The sequence below is a fragment of the Embleya sp. NPDC005971 genome (assembly GCF_040629175.1).
In the GTDB taxonomy this organism is placed as follows: domain Bacteria; phylum Actinomycetota; class Actinomycetes; order Streptomycetales; family Streptomycetaceae; genus Embleya.
Window position 1 is genome coordinate 86,493 of the sequence record NZ_JBEXUX010000032.1, and the last position, 15,964, is coordinate 102,456.

Annotated in this window: 8 protein-coding genes; 2 read left to right on the top strand and 6 right to left on the bottom strand. The window is 71.2% G+C overall.

All coding sequences use genetic code 11. From position 1 onward, the window contains the following. Window positions 1–94 precede the first annotated feature (94 nt). The gene (locus ABZ374_RS26525; RefSeq protein WP_360315248.1) at window positions 95–5,551 is read left to right on the top strand and encodes a carboxyl transferase domain-containing protein; all 5,457 of its coding nucleotides are present in this window, start codon (window positions 95–97) and stop codon (window positions 5,549–5,551) included. A gap of 214 nt (window positions 5,552–5,765) precedes the next feature. Next, a complete protein-coding gene (locus tag ABZ374_RS26530; RefSeq protein WP_360315250.1) occupies window positions 5,766–7,031 on the top strand; it encodes a hypothetical protein in 1,266 nt (421 codons plus the stop codon). Between the two features lie 47 nt (window positions 7,032–7,078). On the opposite strand, the gene ABZ374_RS26535 is transcribed toward ABZ374_RS26530, so the two are convergent. From ABZ374_RS26535 to ABZ374_RS26560, 6 genes are all read right to left on the bottom strand, one after another. Then, window positions 7,079–7,666, bottom strand: a complete 588-nt coding sequence (locus ABZ374_RS26535; protein ID WP_360315252.1) for an NUDIX hydrolase — start codon at window positions 7,664–7,666, stop codon at window positions 7,079–7,081. A 63-nt stretch (window positions 7,667–7,729) separates the two neighbouring features. Continuing rightward, window positions 7,730–10,732: a serine protease gene (locus ABZ374_RS26540; protein WP_360315254.1), complete on the bottom strand. Its 3,003-nt coding sequence runs from the start codon at window positions 10,730–10,732 to the stop codon at window positions 7,730–7,732. Between the two features lie 52 nt (window positions 10,733–10,784). After that, window positions 10,785–11,117, bottom strand: coding sequence for a trypco2 family protein (locus ABZ374_RS26545; RefSeq protein ID WP_360315256.1), 333 nt, complete (start codon window positions 11,115–11,117; stop codon window positions 10,785–10,787). A 128-nt stretch (window positions 11,118–11,245) separates the two neighbouring features. Next, on the bottom strand, window positions 11,246–13,174 hold the full coding sequence (locus ABZ374_RS26550; RefSeq protein ID WP_360315258.1) for a PIG-L family deacetylase: 1,929 nt from the start codon (window positions 13,172–13,174) through the stop codon (window positions 11,246–11,248). Between the two features lie 120 nt (window positions 13,175–13,294). Next, window positions 13,295–14,269 carry a nitroreductase/quinone reductase family protein gene (locus ABZ374_RS26555; protein ID WP_360315260.1) on the bottom strand — a complete coding sequence of 325 codons (975 nt, stop codon included), beginning with the start codon at window positions 14,267–14,269 and terminating at the stop codon, window positions 13,295–13,297. A 127-nt stretch (window positions 14,270–14,396) separates the two neighbouring features. Then, window positions 14,397–15,761, bottom strand: a complete 1,365-nt coding sequence (locus ABZ374_RS26560) for an aminotransferase class I/II-fold pyridoxal phosphate-dependent enzyme (RefSeq protein WP_360315262.1) — start codon at window positions 15,759–15,761, stop codon at window positions 14,397–14,399. Window positions 15,762–15,964 lie beyond the last annotated feature (203 nt).

Sequence of the window (15,964 nt, forward strand, 5' to 3'; positions counted from 1 at the left end):
TCCGGTTCCCGGGCGTCGCCTTCTGCACGTGGGTACTTGGGAGGCTCAGCCGGTGTTCAGTCGTGTCGCGATCGTCAACCGTGGAGAGGCCGCAATGCGGCTCATCCACGCCGTCCGGGATCTTTCGGCGGAAACCGGGACGAGAGTGGAGACGGTCGCCCTCTTCACCGACTCCGACCGCGACGCGACCTTCGTCCGGGAGGCCGACCTCGCCTACCCGCTCGGCCCCGCCTCGGCCCGCCCCTACCTCGACCACGCCGTCCTGGAGCGCGCGCTCCTGGAGACCGGCGCCGACGCCGCCTGGGTCGGTTGGGGCTTCGTCGCCGAGGACCCGGCGTTCGCCGAACTGTGCGAGCGCATCGGCGTCACCTTCGTCGGGCCCAGCGCCGAGGCGATGCGCAGGCTCGGCGACAAGATCGGCGCCAAGCTGCTCGCCGAGGAGGTCGGCGTCCCGGTCGCGCCGTGGAGCCGCGGAGCGGTCGCCACCCTGGAGGACGCGCTGCGCGCCGGCGACGAGATCGGCTACCCGCTGATGCTCAAGGCCACCGCGGGCGGCGGCGGGCGCGGAATCCGGATGGTCGCCTCGGCCGCGGACCTGACCGACGCCTACCTGCGCACCAGCCAGGAGGCGCTACGCGCGTTCGGCTCCGGCGTGCTCTTCCTGGAGCGCCTGGTCACCGGCGCCCGACACGTCGAGGTCCAGGTGATCGCCGACGGCCAGGGCACCGCGTGGGCACTGGGCGTCCGCGACTGCTCGGTACAGCGGCGCAACCAGAAGATCATCGAGGAGTCCGCCTCGCCGGTCCTGGACCCGGAACAGACCGCACAGCTCAAGGCGTCCGCCGAGCGGCTCGCCGTCGCCGTCGACTACCGCGGCGCGGCCACCGTCGAGTTCCTCTACCACCCCGGCGAGAAGTTGTTCGCCTTCCTGGAGGTCAACACCCGACTCCAGGTCGAGCACCCGATCACCGAGATCACCACCGGCACCGACCTGGTCCGCCTGCAACTGCACGTGGCCGGCGGCGGCAGGCTGACCGGCCCGCAGCCGGCCGAACTCGGCCACGCCGTCGAGGCCCGGCTCAACGCCGAGGACCCGGACCGCGACTTCGCCCCCTCGCCCGGCCGCATCACGCGCCTGGCGCTGCCCGCCGGCCCCGGCATCCGGGTGGACACCGGGGTCAGCGAGGGCGACCGGATCCCGGCCGACTTCGACTCGATGATCGCCAAGATCATCGCCTACGGCCGCGACCGCGACCAGGCCCTGGCCCGGCTGCGCCGGGCGATGGCCGAGACCACCGTGATCATCGAGGGCGGCGCGACCAACAAGAGCTTCGTGCTCGACCTGCTCGACCAGCCCGAGGTGATCGACGCGAGCGCCGACACCGGCTGGATCGACCGGGTCCGCGCCGAGGGCCGGCTGGTCACCCACCGGCACTCCGCGATCGCGCTGGCAGCGGCCGCGATCGAGGCATACCAGGACGAGGAGGAGATCAGCCGGCAGCGGTTGATCTCCACCGCGCACGGCGGCCGCCCGCAGGTGCAGCACGAGAGCGGCCGGCCGCTGGATCTCAAGCTCCGCGGGGTCGGCTACCGGGTGAGCGTGGCCCGGGTGGGCGACCGGCGATTCCGCGTCGCGATCTTCGGCGGCGGCGGTGCCGCGCACCCGGCCGACGTCGAGGTCGAGCGGTTCGACACGCACAGCGGCCGGATCGTGGTCAACGGACACCGCTTCCGGCTGGTCTCGGCCACGCACGGCCCGACCCACCTGGTCGAGGTCGACGGGGTCACCCACCGGATCAGCCGCGACGAGGGCGGCGTCGTCCGCTCGCCCGCACCCGCGCTGGTGGTCGCGACGCCGATCTCGGTCGGCGACGAGGTCGCCTCGGGCGCGCCGATCCTGGTGCTGGAGAGCATGAAGATGGAGACGGTGCTGCGCGCGCCGTTCCGCGCCCGGGTCCGCGAATGCCCGGTGTCGGTGGGCAGCCAGGTCGAGACCGGCGCACCGCTGATGCGGCTTGAGCCGCTCGCCGAGGAAGGCAGCGAGGGCGCCGCCGAGGAAGGCCCGGGCGCCGGCGAGAGCATCGAGGTCGACCTGCCCACCGAGGCGATCCCCGCCTCCGCCGCCGAGCGGGTCGACCGCGGCCTGCAGGACCTGCGCAGCCTGCTCCTGGGCTTCGACGTCGACCCGCAGGACCACAAGCGGGTGTTGTCCGAGTACCTGGCCGCCCGGGCCGACCTCGGCGGCCGGCCGCTGCCGGGCGAGGTGGACCTGCTCAAGGTCTTCGCCGACCTGTCGGAGCTGAGCCGCAACAAGCCGGGCGGCGAACTCGACGTCGAACCGGACAGCCCGGTGCACAGCCCCCGCGAGTACTTCCACAGCTACCTGCGCTGCCTGGACCCCGAACGCGCCGGTCTCACCGAGGCGTTCCGGATCAAGCTGGAGCGGGTGCTGGGCCACTACGGGATCACCGACCTGGACCGCACGCCCGAGCTGGAAGCCGCGATCTTCCGGATCTTCCTGGCCCAGCAGCGGATGTCGACCGACGTCGCGCTGGTGTCCGAACTGCTGCGCCAGTGGCTGGCCGGCGCACCCCCGGTGGAATCGCTCAGCGAACGCGCCGGACTCACCCTGGAACACCTGATCGAGGCCACCCAGGTGCGCTTCCCCGCGGTGTCGGACCTGGCCCGCGGCGTGGTCTTCCGCTGGTTCGCCCAGCCGCTGCTGCGCCGCAACCGGGCCAAGGTCTACGCCGGCGTCCGCAACGAACTGCGGCACCTGGACCAGCACCCGGACGCGCCGGACCGGGCGGAGCGCATCCAGACCATGGTGGCCGGTTCCGAGCCGCTGGTCCGGCTGATCGGCCAGCGGATCGGCCGGCCCGGCCGCGACCACGCGCCGCTCCTGGAGGTGTTGACCCGCCGCTACTACGGCAATCGCGGGCTCGCCGAGGTCACCGTGCGCGAGCAGGCGGGTTGCCGGTTCGTCACCGCCCAGCACAGCGGCGCGGCCGGCCCGACCCTGGTGGTCACCACCGCCGTGGACATCGCCGCCCTGCCCGACGCGATCGGCGCGGTCAACGCGTTCGCCGCCGACGTGGCCGAACACGCCCTGGTGGCCGATCTCTACCTCACCTGGGAGGACCAGCCGGACGCCGAGGAGATGGCGGTGCGGCTGGGCCGACTGCTGGCCGAGCAACCGCTGCCGGCGGGCGTGCGCCGGATCACCACCACCGTGGCCGGCACCAGCGGCGCGGTGATGCACCACCACTTCACCTTCCGCCCGGACGGGTCCGGCCTCGCCGAGGACCGGCTGATCCGCGGGCTGCACCCGCAGATCGCCCGGCGGCTGCAACTCCAGCGGCTGCGCGAGTTCGACCTCACCCGGCTGCCCTCGGCCGACGAGGAGATCTACCTGTTCAAGGCCGTTGCCAAGAGCAACCCGGCGGACGAGCGGCTGATCGCGATGGGGCAGGTCCGCGACCTGACGCCGCTGCGCGAGACCGACGGCCGACTGGTCGCGCTGCCGGCGGTCGAGGACGCGATCACCGCGGGCCTGGACGCGATTCGCAACATCCAGGCGCAACGGCCGCAGAACAAGCGCTTCGACACCAACCGCATCATGATGTACGTCTGGCCGTCGACCGAACTGACCGCCGACGAACTCAACGCGCTGGTCCAGCGCATCCTGCCGACCACCGCCGGCGCCGGACTCGAAGAGGTCCAGTTCGTGGCCCGCCGGCGCACCGGCAGCGGCGAACTGACCGAGATCGCCGCGACCATCACCCTGGACCCGGGCCACGGCGCGAGCCTGTACGTCGGCGAACCGTCGACCGAATTGGTACGCCCGCTGGACGGCTACCGGCAGAAGGTGCTGCGCGCGGCCCGCCGCGGCAACGTCTACCCGTACGAACTGACCGGCATGCTCACCGGCGGGCACGGCACCTTCGTCGAGCACGACCTCGACGAGGCCGGCGCGCTGGTACCGGTGGACCGGGCCAAGGGGCGCAACACCGCGGCGATCGTGACCGGTGTCGTCGCCACCCCCACCGAGCGCCACCCCGAGGGCGTCACCCGCGTCCTGCTGCTCGGCGACCCGACCAAGTCGCTCGGCGCGTTGTCCGAGCCGGAGTGCCGCCGGGTGATCGCCGCGCTCGACCTGGCCGAGCGCCTGCGGGTGCCGGTGGAGTGGTTCGCGCTGTCCTCCGGCGCGCGGATCTCGATGACCTCGGGCACCGAGAACATGGACTGGGTGGCGGCGGCGCTCAAGCGCATCGTCACGTTCACCCAGGACGGCGGCGAGATCAACATCGTGGTCGCCGGGATCACCGTGGGCGCCCAGCCGTACTGGAACGCCGAGGCGACCATGCTGATGCACACCAAGGGCATCCTGGTGATGACGCCGGACTCGGCGATGGTACTCACCGGCAAGCAGGCCCTGGACTTCTCCGGGGGTGTCTCGGCCGAGGACAACTTCGGCATCGGCGGCTACGACCGGGTGATGGGGCCCAACGGCCAGGCCCAGTACTGGGCGCCCGACCTCCCGGCCGCGCGCGACGTGTTGATGGCGCACTACGACCACACCTACGTCGCACCCGGCGAGGACGCGCCGCGCAAGGCGGACACGAGCGACCCGATCGACCGTGACGTCTGCGACTTCCCGCACGCGGCCGTCGACAGCGACTTCACCACCGTGGGTCGGATCTTCTCGGCGGAGCACAACCCGGACCGCAAGAAGCCGTTCGACATCCGCACCGTGATGCGCGCGCTGTCCGACCAGGACCACCCGGTGCTGGAGCGCTGGGCGGGGATGGCCGACGCGGACACCTCCGCGGTCCAGGACGTGCACATCGGCGGTTGGCCGGTCTGCCTGATCGGCATCGAATCCCGCGCGGTACCGCGGCGCGGCTTCCCGCCCACCGACGGCCCGGACACCTACACCGCCGGCACCCTGTTCCCGCAGTCGTCGAAGAAGACCGCGCGGGCGATCAACGCGGCCTCGGGCAACCGGCCGCTGGTGGTGCTGGCCAACCTGTCCGGGTTCGACGGCTCGCCCGAGTCGATGCGCAAGCTGCAACTGGAGTACGGCGCCGAAATCGGCCGAGCCGTCGTCAACTTCGACGGCCCGATCGTCTTCTGCGTCATCTCGCGCTACCACGGCGGCGCGTTCGTGGTCTTCTCCAAGGCGCTCAACCCGAACATGACCGTGCTGGCCCTGGAAGGCTCCTTCGCCTCGGTCCTGGGCGGCGCCCCGGCGGCGGCCGTCGTCTTCTCCGGCGAGGTCAACAACCGCACCGCCACCGACCCCAGGGTGACCGACCTGCAGACGCAGATCTCCACCACCGTGGGCGCCGAGCGCGCCGCGTTGAGCGCCCGCCTCGCCGAGGTACAGTCCGCGGTCCGCACCGAGAAGCTCGGCGAGGTGGCCGCCGAGTTCGACGGCGCCCACGACATCCGCCGCGCGGTCGAGGTCGGTTCGGTGGATGCCATCATCGGCGCCGCCGAACTGCGCCCGAGGATCATCGAAGCCATCGAGCGCGGCATGAAACGCTGATCCGTCGCAGCACGTGCCGCGGCCGGGGTGCAGGACGTCGTACCGTCCCGCACCCCGGCCGCCGGCACGTCCGGGCCGATCGTCCCGCCCTTCCGGCGGGTGCCGCCGCAGCCCTCGGCGACGGTGTGTCATCGCACGGGAATTCACTGTGGCGGCCGAAAATCGTTGCTACGTTTGCTCTCTGCACATCCCGTATCACGCGGAGGTGGCAACCATGCCGGACGATTCCACGCTCGACGACCGGATCTACCTGTCCGATGTCGATCCGCACGCGTCCTCACCCGTCGAGAAGATCGATGATCTGCGCGCACGAGTGGTCCTGCACGTCCTGTTCGCCGACACGCTCCTGATCGGCGACTCGCAGAGCCTGAACAACAAGTACTTTCGCTCCCTGCTCTCGGCCGAGGAGGCCGAACGGGTCCGAGGGGAACGCCCGTTCCGGGACGTGGCCCCGCTGGCCGACCCGCTCCCGCCGGCCGCGTCCGCTCCGCTGTCCGACCTGACCCCGCTGCTCGACCGGGGGCACATCCGGGTCGCCCGGCGGCTGGGCAGCACGCTGCGCGAACTACGCGACGTACTGGCCGCGAAGGGGGTCGAGAACGCGGCCGAACCGGGCTATGCCGCCTTCCTCGACGATCTCACCCGGGAGCACGCCGTCGACTACGACGGCGTCATGGTCTCGGCTGCGTTCAAGGCCGGGGTGCTGCTGCGGGTCGAGGCCGGCGCGGAGGCGCGGACGGGGGACGCACGGGCGGTCCTGGGCGACCTGCGGGCGTGGGCCCAGGAGCAGCGGCCCCTGGACTACAAGGCGCTCAGGGACCGACTGGCCACGGTCCGCGCGGGGTTCCCCGAGGCGAGCGCGGACGTGGTGTCGGCACTGACCCAGGTCGACAAGTGGGCGGGGGAGTCCTATCGACACGCCCTGCCCGAGGTGCTCGACGCCGGCCTGGCCAGTCCGCGCGATCTGCCGGACCTGCTGCCGCAGTCGCGCAGCCACCGCGTGTTGCGGCTGAGCGGCCTGCCCTCGGCCATGTTGGACGAGACCCTGCTCGCCCGGCTCCCGGTGGACGTGCTCCTGGAAGCTCTCGACCAGCCCGCGCGCACCGCCCTGGTCGGCGAGTTGGGCGCGCTGCGTCGTGGCCTCGCGCCCGACACCGCGCTGCTGGGCGATGCCGCCGGCGAGTTCGCGGCCTGGATGTCGTCGGCATTCACCCGGTTGTTCGCCCATTCCGACGACCTCGCCGGTGCCCGGCTGCGCGCCGAACGCCGGGAGATGGAACTGCACCTGCACGAGGACCGGGAAAGCGCCCGCTTCGGCGCGGAGTTGTCCGTCCGGAGCACACCGGAGCCGATGCCGGCGGCGGAAGGCTCCCCGAACCTGTCGATGACCGTGGTCACCGGCACCGACGAGGAACAGCCCGAACAGCCGGCTCGGCTGCCGGTGTCGCAGCTCGACCCGCGAGAACGCGTGATGGTCTGATCAGGGCGGACGAGGCGCAACAGGTGTAACGGGAGGAGGGGGCGCAGTCATGACGGATCGCTCGGCGACCGGTCGGCGGCCAACACGAGCGCGAACGCCGCGAGCGTGACCCCGCACGTGACTCTGCCCTGCCCCAACAGGTCCAACATGCCCTCGTGGGACACCCACACCGGTTCGGCCACCGACTCCATCGTCTCGGGCCGGGCCACCTCGGCCGGCCCGCCGAGCACGGTCGCCGACACGACATGCACGGCACTCTCGATCAGCCCCGTCTCCGCGTGCAGGAGGCCGATGTCGCGGGTCGTCGCCGCGATCAGCCCGGCCTCCTCGCGCAGTTCGCGCGCGCCGGCGTCCGCAGGGCTTTCACCCGCCTCGCAACCGCCCCGCGGGAACTCCAACGAGGCCGCGCCGAGCGGATATCGGTAGGTGGGCACGAGCGCGATACCGGCCGGGCCGCGCGCGACCACCACCACGCCGGTATGCGACCACTGCCAGCGTAGGTACTTGCCCGCCCGGCCGCCCGGCGACAACACGTCGTCGTTGTAGAGCCGACCGTAGCGGTTGCCGAACACCTCGACCGCCCGTTGCCTTCGGATCGGGGCCGGGGACCCCGGAGTCTCCTGGTCGATCGGCATGTCGCCCTCACCCTTCCCATCCGAGGTCCGCGGGTACTCGGTTCACGAGCCACGCATCACGTATCACGCGTCATGATCGTGCTCCCCCGGCAGCCGTGCCAACCAGATCCGTTGCTCGGATTCGAACTCCCGGTGGCGACCCGCCAATTGGGCCAACGCTCGCAGCAGCGCGTACTGTCGGTCGGCGCGCTGGGTCATCACCCGCTGCGACGCCTCGGTCGGCAACGCGGTACGCAACGCGACGGCCTCCCGCATGACCGGGTAGGCATCGCGCTCCCGGTCCGCCCGGACCAGGGCGCGGGCCCGGGTGTGCAACCCCTCGGGCAGCCGGGCCGCATACCGACCGGGCTGCCGTTCGGCCAGGATCCGCAGGACCTCGACGAGCCGGGTCGCCGCGGTGACCGCGCCCTCCCCGGTCGCGAATCTGGCCTCGATCAGCACCTCCAGACACGTCACGAACGTGTCGTCGTGCCGGGCCCCGGGCCGCGCCCGCATGCACAGTGTCACCGCACGCGACGCCTCCTCGACCGCGGCGGCGACCTGACCGTCCGCGAGCCGCAACGACACGAGGGTGCTCAGCGCCGCGGCCTCGTCCAGTCGTCGCCGGGAGCACAGCACGTCGTCGCCGGTCGCCTCCGCTTCGGCGAGCAGTCCTCGATACCGTTCGACCGCGTCCGCGGCGTGCGCCAAGGCGGTGCCGAGGTCGCCGCCGCGATGCAGCAGCAGCGCCAGGTTGTTGAGCACCGCCGCGTATTCGCCGGCGTATCGCCCGGTGCGCCGATACAGGTCGTCGGCCAGCGCCGCGGCCTCACGGGCCGCGTCCAACGCGTCCTCGCCGCTGCCCGGGGTGTCCAGATCGCCCAGCCGAAGGGCGAATCGCGAGAGCAGCCGCAGCCGTTCCGCCTGGGCGGGCACGGTGAGCGTCGCGCTCCCGGGACCCAGCAGGCGGCGAAACGTCACCGCGGCGGCGGCGGACAGGCCCGACGGATACTCCGGCAGCCGCTCCTCGACCGCGGCCAGGACCGCCGGGTCGCAGGTTTCCAGCAGCGGGGTCATCAGCGCGACCAGCGGCTCCACGTGCGGCAACGCCTCGCCGGCGACCACGAGCGCGGGCAACACCACGGCCGGGTTGTCGGCCGCGGCGGCGCCGAGGGCGGCGTCCATTCGACGGTAGGCGTCGTGCACCTCGATCCGCCCGGTCCCGGTACAACCCCGGGCCCGCGCGAACACCTCGATCGTGCGCGCGGCGGTGGCCACCCGAGCGCCGATCGGCGCCGCATCGGGGGTCTCCAGGATCGCGGCCAGATACCCGACGACATTGCCGGAACTGACCGTCGAGGTGAACACCCGACGCATCAGGATCTCGCCGATGCGATCCGGCTCCATCGGGGCGACACCCTCGTCCTCGCCGGGATAGAGCGTCCGCAGACACGTGTACACCGCGGCGACGTCCGGCTCCGGGGTGCGCGCGAACGCCGCCCGGCACACCCGGAGCAACAACTCGGTCAAGGCGTCCGGGTCCCGCCCCGGAGCCAGGGTGGGCACCAGCAACAGCCCCTCCGAGACCAGCGTGCCGAGCGTCCCGGTGAGCACCGAGCCCACGGGGAGTTGGCCCTTGAGCACACTCGACCACGCGTGCAACTCGTGCGTGCAGATGCGGGTCAGCGGATCGTCGGTCTCGATCCAGGTGTCGCCCTGCCGCATGGTCAACACCGCGTCCAGCGCGAGCGCCAGCACGCTCAACGGCGAATCCGCCGCGGCGGCCCGGGCGTCCAGGGTGCGCGGTGCCCGCAACCACGGACAATCCAGGTGCGCGGCGAACGTGTCGAAGGCCAACGTCGCCAGCGAGGTGGAGCCGCCCGGGTCGAGTCGGCCGGTGAGCGCCTTCTCGTCCGCGTCGGCGGGCATCCCGGTCGACGTGCTCAGTGCCTGCCACAGCGGTTCGACGGATCGGGCCAGCAACAGGATCCGCAGCCGCGAACCATCCGGGAGGTGGTCGTCCAGGTAGGCCAAGAACGCGGCGATGTCGGGCACTTGGCCCTCGGCGTAGTCGAGCACGACCAGTACCGGAATCCGCACCGCCAACGCGGCGACGAGTTCGGCCTGCCAGGCCGGATCGGCGGGCGCACCCGGCGCCACGAACCCGGCGTTCCAGCCCTCGTTCCGAAGCCGGAGACCGAGCTGCGCCGCGAGTCTGGTCTTACCGGCGCCGCCGGGCGCGTGCAACAACCGCAGAGCCAGGTCCGGTTCGCCCGTGCACCACGCGTACAGCGCGTCGACCTCCGGCCGAGGCACGAAGGGCATCACGTCGCCGGCCAGCAACCGGGCCGGGGTCGCGGGCCGTTCGCCCGTCGTACCCCGTTCCCGGGAGCGCCGGAACAGTCGTTGTTGCCGGGCGTCGAGCAGCACCGCGATGTCGCGCCACCGGGTGCCCGGCCGGTGCGCGTCCGCGTTGCGGCGGACCGACTCGGGCAGGTGCGCGGCCACGGCGCCGATCGGGATCAACCAGCCGCCGCGCTCGTCGTCGACGTCCCGGGACGACTTGAGCACGCCGCAGACCCGGCCGGTGCGCGGATCGAGCACCGGGGAGCCGCTCAACCCGCGCAGCACCTGATCGCTCTTGACCCGGGTGAAGCGGCCGCTGGGACCCGCGACCTCCAGATCGAGGGTCTCCGGCAGGCTCAAACCCTCCAGGCTCTCCCGGCTGTACCCGTAGGCGGCCACCTCGTCGCCGCGCAACGGTGGCCGCTCACCGAGCCACACCCCGATGCTCTCGACGGGGGTATGCAGCCGCAGCTCGGCGAGGTCGGGGAACGGGTGGATCCCGCCCGGGGTTTCGGGCGGGATCGAGCGCACCACGTCGACCTCGATCCAGGTGCCCGCGAGCGCGACGGACAGCCCCGTCGAGTGCCCGTGCACCACGTGCGCACACGTGAGCACGGTGTCCCCGGCGATCAGGAACCCGGTCCCGAGATAGGTGTCCCGGATGCGGATGCGCACCAGTTCGCCGACGATCGCATCGTCGAGCCGAGCCGCGATCAGCCGTTCGTCGTCATCGCCGAACACTCGGCCTCCACCCTCGGAACGAACCGATGCCCGGATCCGCGATCACCGGCGGTCAGAAATCGGCGGAGTCCGGATACCCCGCCGACTCGCCGGCGCCGGTGTCCACCGGCGAGCCGTCCGCGCGTCGCGGATCCAGCCGAACCGTCACGTGATGTGTCGCCTTCGCCGCCCGTTCGCCGCGCCCCTCCAGGCTCGCCACCCCGAACCGCAGGCCGCCGCCGGCACCCTTGGTCCGGGTCAACTCCATCCCGAACTCGACGGTGATCTCGCCGAGACGAAATCGCACGTCGGCCCCGGCGCTGCGGCGCTGGGCCTCGGCGACCTGGACCCGCAACAGCTCGATGGCGTCCGCCAGATCGAGCCAGTCGTCCGTATCCGCGCTCATCGCACTCCCCTTGCCGCACCATCGGTCACCGGGTTCGGACCGTGTGTGCCCAGCTTGGCATTTCTCGACGGCGGTGCGCGAAGTTTCGGCCTGCCGCGCCGAGTTCCCTCGTCGGTCGCGGCGCTCGTTCAGCCGATCAGGCTCCACGCGGAGAAGGGCGCGTCGGGGGATCCGGCGTCCTGGTGGGCGAAGTACAACATGCCGTCGGTGCCGATGTGGAACATGGCCGGACGTCCGTCGGCGCGGGCCACCACTGCGGGCGAGTCGATGACCGTGGCGGGGATCCGCTGCCAACCGCCGAAACCGGATCCGGACGCGGAACCGGTCTGCCAGTTCACGGTGATGCCCGACTCGTCGTTGCGCGTGTACAGCAGGATCCGGCGGTCCGAGCCCGACGCGACGAGTGGCTTGCGGGTTCCGCCGGTGTTGCCCAGGTCGCCCGTCGTCTGCTGCCAGGCGCCGGCGACATTGAGCTGGGTCACCACCCCGACGTCACCGGTGTCGGCCGCCCGGTAGAAGACCCGGATCTGGCCGCTGCCGCCGACGATCGCGCTGGGAGCGCTTGCCACGTTGTCGGCCACCAGGTACGGGTTGTGGGCGAACGTGCCCTTGGAGTCGGTCTGGTACCACGTGGCCAGCCGCCCTTCCCGGCTGCTCCCGGCGCCGAGGGTGGCGGCGAAGAGTTCGATGTGGCCGACGTCGTTCAGGACCGCGCTGAGCCCGTCCTGCACCCCGGTCCCGCCGATGTCCTTCCAATCGAGATCCCACCACCCGTTCGTCGGGTCGCTCTGGTAGACGGTGCTGACGCCACCCCCGCCGTTCTTGACGAAGATTTGCAGTAGGCCGTCCGCGTTGCGGACCATGATCGGGGTGCCGACCTGAGGCCGATTGACCACGCCCAGGTAGTCGTTCGGGTTGCCGAAGTCGCTCCACGACGCCGCGAAGTTCCCGTTGACCGAGGTCTGATGGATCGTCACGATGTGGTGATCGTCGAGCCGCCGGCCGAGTAGTTGCAGCCGCCCGTCGTAATTGGGGGCGACCGAAAGGCCCGGGGCGAGCGGACCACCGGGCCACGGCAACTCCTGTGCGGAGCCCCACGAGCCGTTGGTGGACTGTCGCCAGGTGACGACCTTCTCGCCGATCACGGCGAATGCCTGAAGTGTGCCGTCCGCGTTGCGACCGACCCAATCCGAGCCCCTGGACCATCGTTCGTGGGCGGGATCGCGCCAGTCATCGTTGCCTCGTGCCCCGGTCGCGATGTCCGTGTAGGCGGTGATGGCCGCCCGCTTGTTGTACAGGTCGTCGGCGGCGAGGTTGTTCGGACCCGCCTCGACGTTGTAGCCCCGATAGGACGTGACGAACAGCCGGGCGCTCTCGGACGCGCTGTAACGGGCCACCGCTTCGTTCGCATAGCGTGCGGAGGCGACGTGGTCGGGATGATCGTGCAGGGCGTCGCCGGTTCGATATCGATTGTCCGGCAAGGCGTCCATCGTCCGCAGGGATGCCGGCCGGTATTCGCGGATCAACTGGTAGACAGCGGTGGCGATATCGTCGCGGTGATAGGTGAAACGGTCGTCGACACCGGTTTCGGGTGATGCCGGATTGCTGGTGACACAATCCGAGACATCACCGTTTTGCAGTGGCAGGAGACATTCGCCGTCACGTAGGTTGAGGAAAATCAGCCGAATATCGTCGCGCTCGTCCAGGGTGTACACCTCGGCCAGCGCATCCGCCACGGCGATCGAGGAACCGGTCCACGTCGAGCCCCATTTCTCGGCCATCGCCGCATAGGCGGCCATGGCGCCCCGCTGCCGGACATGCGGGCTGTCCTGCTGGTAGCCGTCGGTGAGATAGATCGTCGTGGACGGCGCGCCCGCCCGGATGCCCTCCACCAGCTCGGGGTTCATGAAGAACAGGTCGTCATCGGGATGGGCGGCAATCTGCATGAAGCCGTCCGGCGCCGCGAGCGGATCCGCCGATACCGGCCCGGTGGTGCCGAGGATTAAACCCAGCGCAAGTCCGACACTGCCGATCACGCGATACACGTGGGATCGCATGTGCACTCACCTTTCGTCGTCCGAGTCGACCCCGCATCGTTTCGCCCGACCCGGAACAAGTCAACAACCGATGAGTCGGCGGATTTTCCGGCGAATTGCGTTTCGGCGGTGGCGGCGCGGCTAGGCTTCGATGCCGTCGTCGGCCGGTACGTCCGCGTCCGTCGGTTCGAGGACGAAGACCGGGATGCGGCGGTCGGTGCCGCGCTGGTAGGTGTCGAAGTCCGGGTACGCCTGCACCGCCCGGCGCCACCACAGGTCCTTTTCGGCCTCGAACACCTCGCGCGCCCGGTACGCACGGATCGCCGTGCCGTCCTGGAGTTCGACGGCCGGTTCGGCGACCAGGCCGGCGTACCACTGGGGGTTGGTCGGCTCGCCGCCCTTGGACGCGACGGCCGCGTAGTGCCCGTCGTGCTCGACGCGCATCACGGGCGTCTTGCGGACCTTGCCGGTCTTGGCGCCGCGATAGGTGAGCAGCACGGTGGGCAGGCCCTTGATGGTGACCCCGTCGGTGGTGCCGGTGCGGACGATCTGCTCGACGTGCTCGCGGACCCACGCCGACCCGCTCGGCTCGTAGTCGCCGGCCGACGCCACGCTCTGCTCGACCCGGCCGGCCGGCCCCGATTCCGCGGTCGCGCCGGCGTGGCGGCCGTGCGGGTGACGGGGGCGCCTGGTGTCCACGTTGGCGGTCACCGCCGCGAGGATGTCGGGCAGTTCCGCCACGGTCCGAGCGGGCAGGCCGGCCACGGACTCCGCCGCGAGTGTGCACCACAGTTGCTTGACCTCTTCGGCCAAGGCCCGGCCGGCGTCCGTGAGTTCGACGATGCCGGCGCGCTTGTCGGCGGGGTCGGGCGTGCGCCGGATGTAGCCGGCCGCCTCCAGCTTGCGAGCCATGAGCGTGATGCTGGGTGGTTCGCAACCGAGTGCCTCGCCGAGCTGGGCCTGGATCATCGGGCCGGTGCGGGCGAGTTCGAGCAGGAGCGCCTCCTGACCGGGGTGCAGGCCCAGGGGGGCCAGCAGGGCCGAGGCCCTGGCTCGATGGCGCAGGCTGAGCAGGCGGATGGCCTGGTTGAGGGTGTCGGCGTACTCGAAGTCCACGGGCTCTCCTCGATGGAAAGGTTATGCGGATAACGTTATGCGCATAACCACTTCGATGTCGAGTGGGATGCCGAGTGCGATGCCGGGCACGTCGATACCGGGAGCCGGTTCGGGTGGGTGGGGGGGCTCACGAACGGGCGAGGCGTTCCAGGCGGTGGTGGAGGTGGTGCACGTAGTCCTCGGATTCGGGCTTCATCAGCACGCTGCGCAGGATGCGGGCACCGTCGGCGTCGGCGGTGATCTTGGGGTGGCGGGCGATCAGCCGCTCGGCGTCGATGCGCAGGGTGCTCAGGAAGACCGGGTCCTCGGTGTCGGTCATGCCCTCGTGCAGGATGCGGGCGGCGGCCGTGTCGATCCGGGAGAGGGTGTTGGGGGAGGTGACCGGGAAGTAGCCGACGATGTCCAACTCCGGGGGCTGGTAGAGCTCCAGGCAGTCCGACTGCTCGATCAGGTCGGCCCACCGCAGTGCCGCGCGGCGGCCGGCCGCCAGGGCCTGCCCGAGTCCTTCGCGGGTGGGCGGCAATACCTGGAAGGTGAGCCACAGGCCGGCGGCCGCGGCGCCGGCGCGCGAACACTCCAGGCTGATCTCGCCCAGGTGCAGTTCCTCGGAGGTGAAGTAGGTGTAGGGCGAGTCGTGCAGGTAGAAACGGCCGACCGAGGGGTCGCGAAACATGACGGCGCCGCATCCGTAGGGCTGTAGGCCGTGCTTGTGCGGATCTATCACGATCGAGTCGCACCGGGCGATGGCGTGCCACGGGGCCGCGGGCAGTCCCTCGGGGCCGTCGGCGCCCGCCAGCAGGGTGAAGAACCCGCCATAGGCGGCGTCGACGTGGATCCGCACGTCGTATCGCTCGCGCAACGCCTGCACCCGGTCGATCGGTTCGACGGCGCCGAGCGCGGTGGTGCCCGCGGTGAGGACCACGGTGCCGACCCGCCCCGTCCGCAACAACCGCTCCAGCGCGTCGACGTCCATGCGCCCGCGATCGTCGACCGCGACGGGGTGGCCGTCCACGCCCAGGACGCCACACATGCGTCCGTGCGTGTAGTGGGCCTCGGTGCTGTAGGCGATGCCCTTTCCGGGGTGCAGTTCGCGGGCCACGAAGAGGGCTTCGAGGTTGGCGATGGTGCCGCTGGTGGTGAGGTGCCCGAGGTGGGTGTCGTAGCCGAACATGCCGGCGAGCTGCGCGACGACCTCACGTTCCATCTCGGCGGTGGCGGGCCCCCCGTCCAGGGCGTGGTTGTTGGGGTTGATCAGCATCGCGGTCAGGTAGCCCACGATCGCCGCCGGATGGGGTGGCTTGAGCATCTGTCCGGCGTAACGCGGGTGAAAGAAGGGGTAGTTGTCCGCCAGGCGTTCGGTGAACGTCGCGAAGGCGGCGGCGAACCGCGCGTCGTCCACGGCCAATGCGGGATGGCCCGGGTAGGGGCCGAATCCTTCGGACCAGTGCTCGTTCGATGTCACGGCGGCCTCGAGCCAGTGGCGCAGATCCATGATCCTCTCCTTCTGTTTCGTGCCGGAGTGGTGCCGGGGCGGTGCCGGAGCGATGACGGGCCGATGAAGGCGGCGGGGCGGAGGCGACACGCGCCGCGGCTCATCATTTGATCCCAAACAAGCTAGCCCGGCCGTCGGAGGCGGTCAATACCGCCCACCTGCCGCCGCGGCCGGAACGATCTTGTGCTGATCATGGTGCCGGG

Coding starts and splice junctions, on each gene's coding strand:
- ABZ374_RS26525 (WP_360315248.1), top strand. CDS start 95: ATGCGGCTCATCCACGCCGTCCGGGATCTTTCGGCGGAAACCGGGACG.
- ABZ374_RS26530 (WP_360315250.1), top strand. CDS start 5,766: ATGCCGGACGATTCCACGCTCGACGACCGGATCTACCTGTCCGATGTC.
- ABZ374_RS26535 (WP_360315252.1), bottom strand. CDS start 7,666: ATGCCGATCGACCAGGAGACTCCGGGGTCCCCGGCCCCGATCCGAAGG.
- ABZ374_RS26545 (WP_360315256.1), bottom strand. CDS start 11,117: ATGAGCGCGGATACGGACGACTGGCTCGATCTGGCGGACGCCATCGAG.
- ABZ374_RS26550 (WP_360315258.1), bottom strand. CDS start 13,174: ATGCGATCCCACGTGTATCGCGTGATCGGCAGTGTCGGACTTGCGCTG.
- ABZ374_RS26560 (WP_360315262.1), bottom strand. CDS start 15,761: ATGGATCTGCGCCACTGGCTCGAGGCCGCCGTGACATCGAACGAGCAC.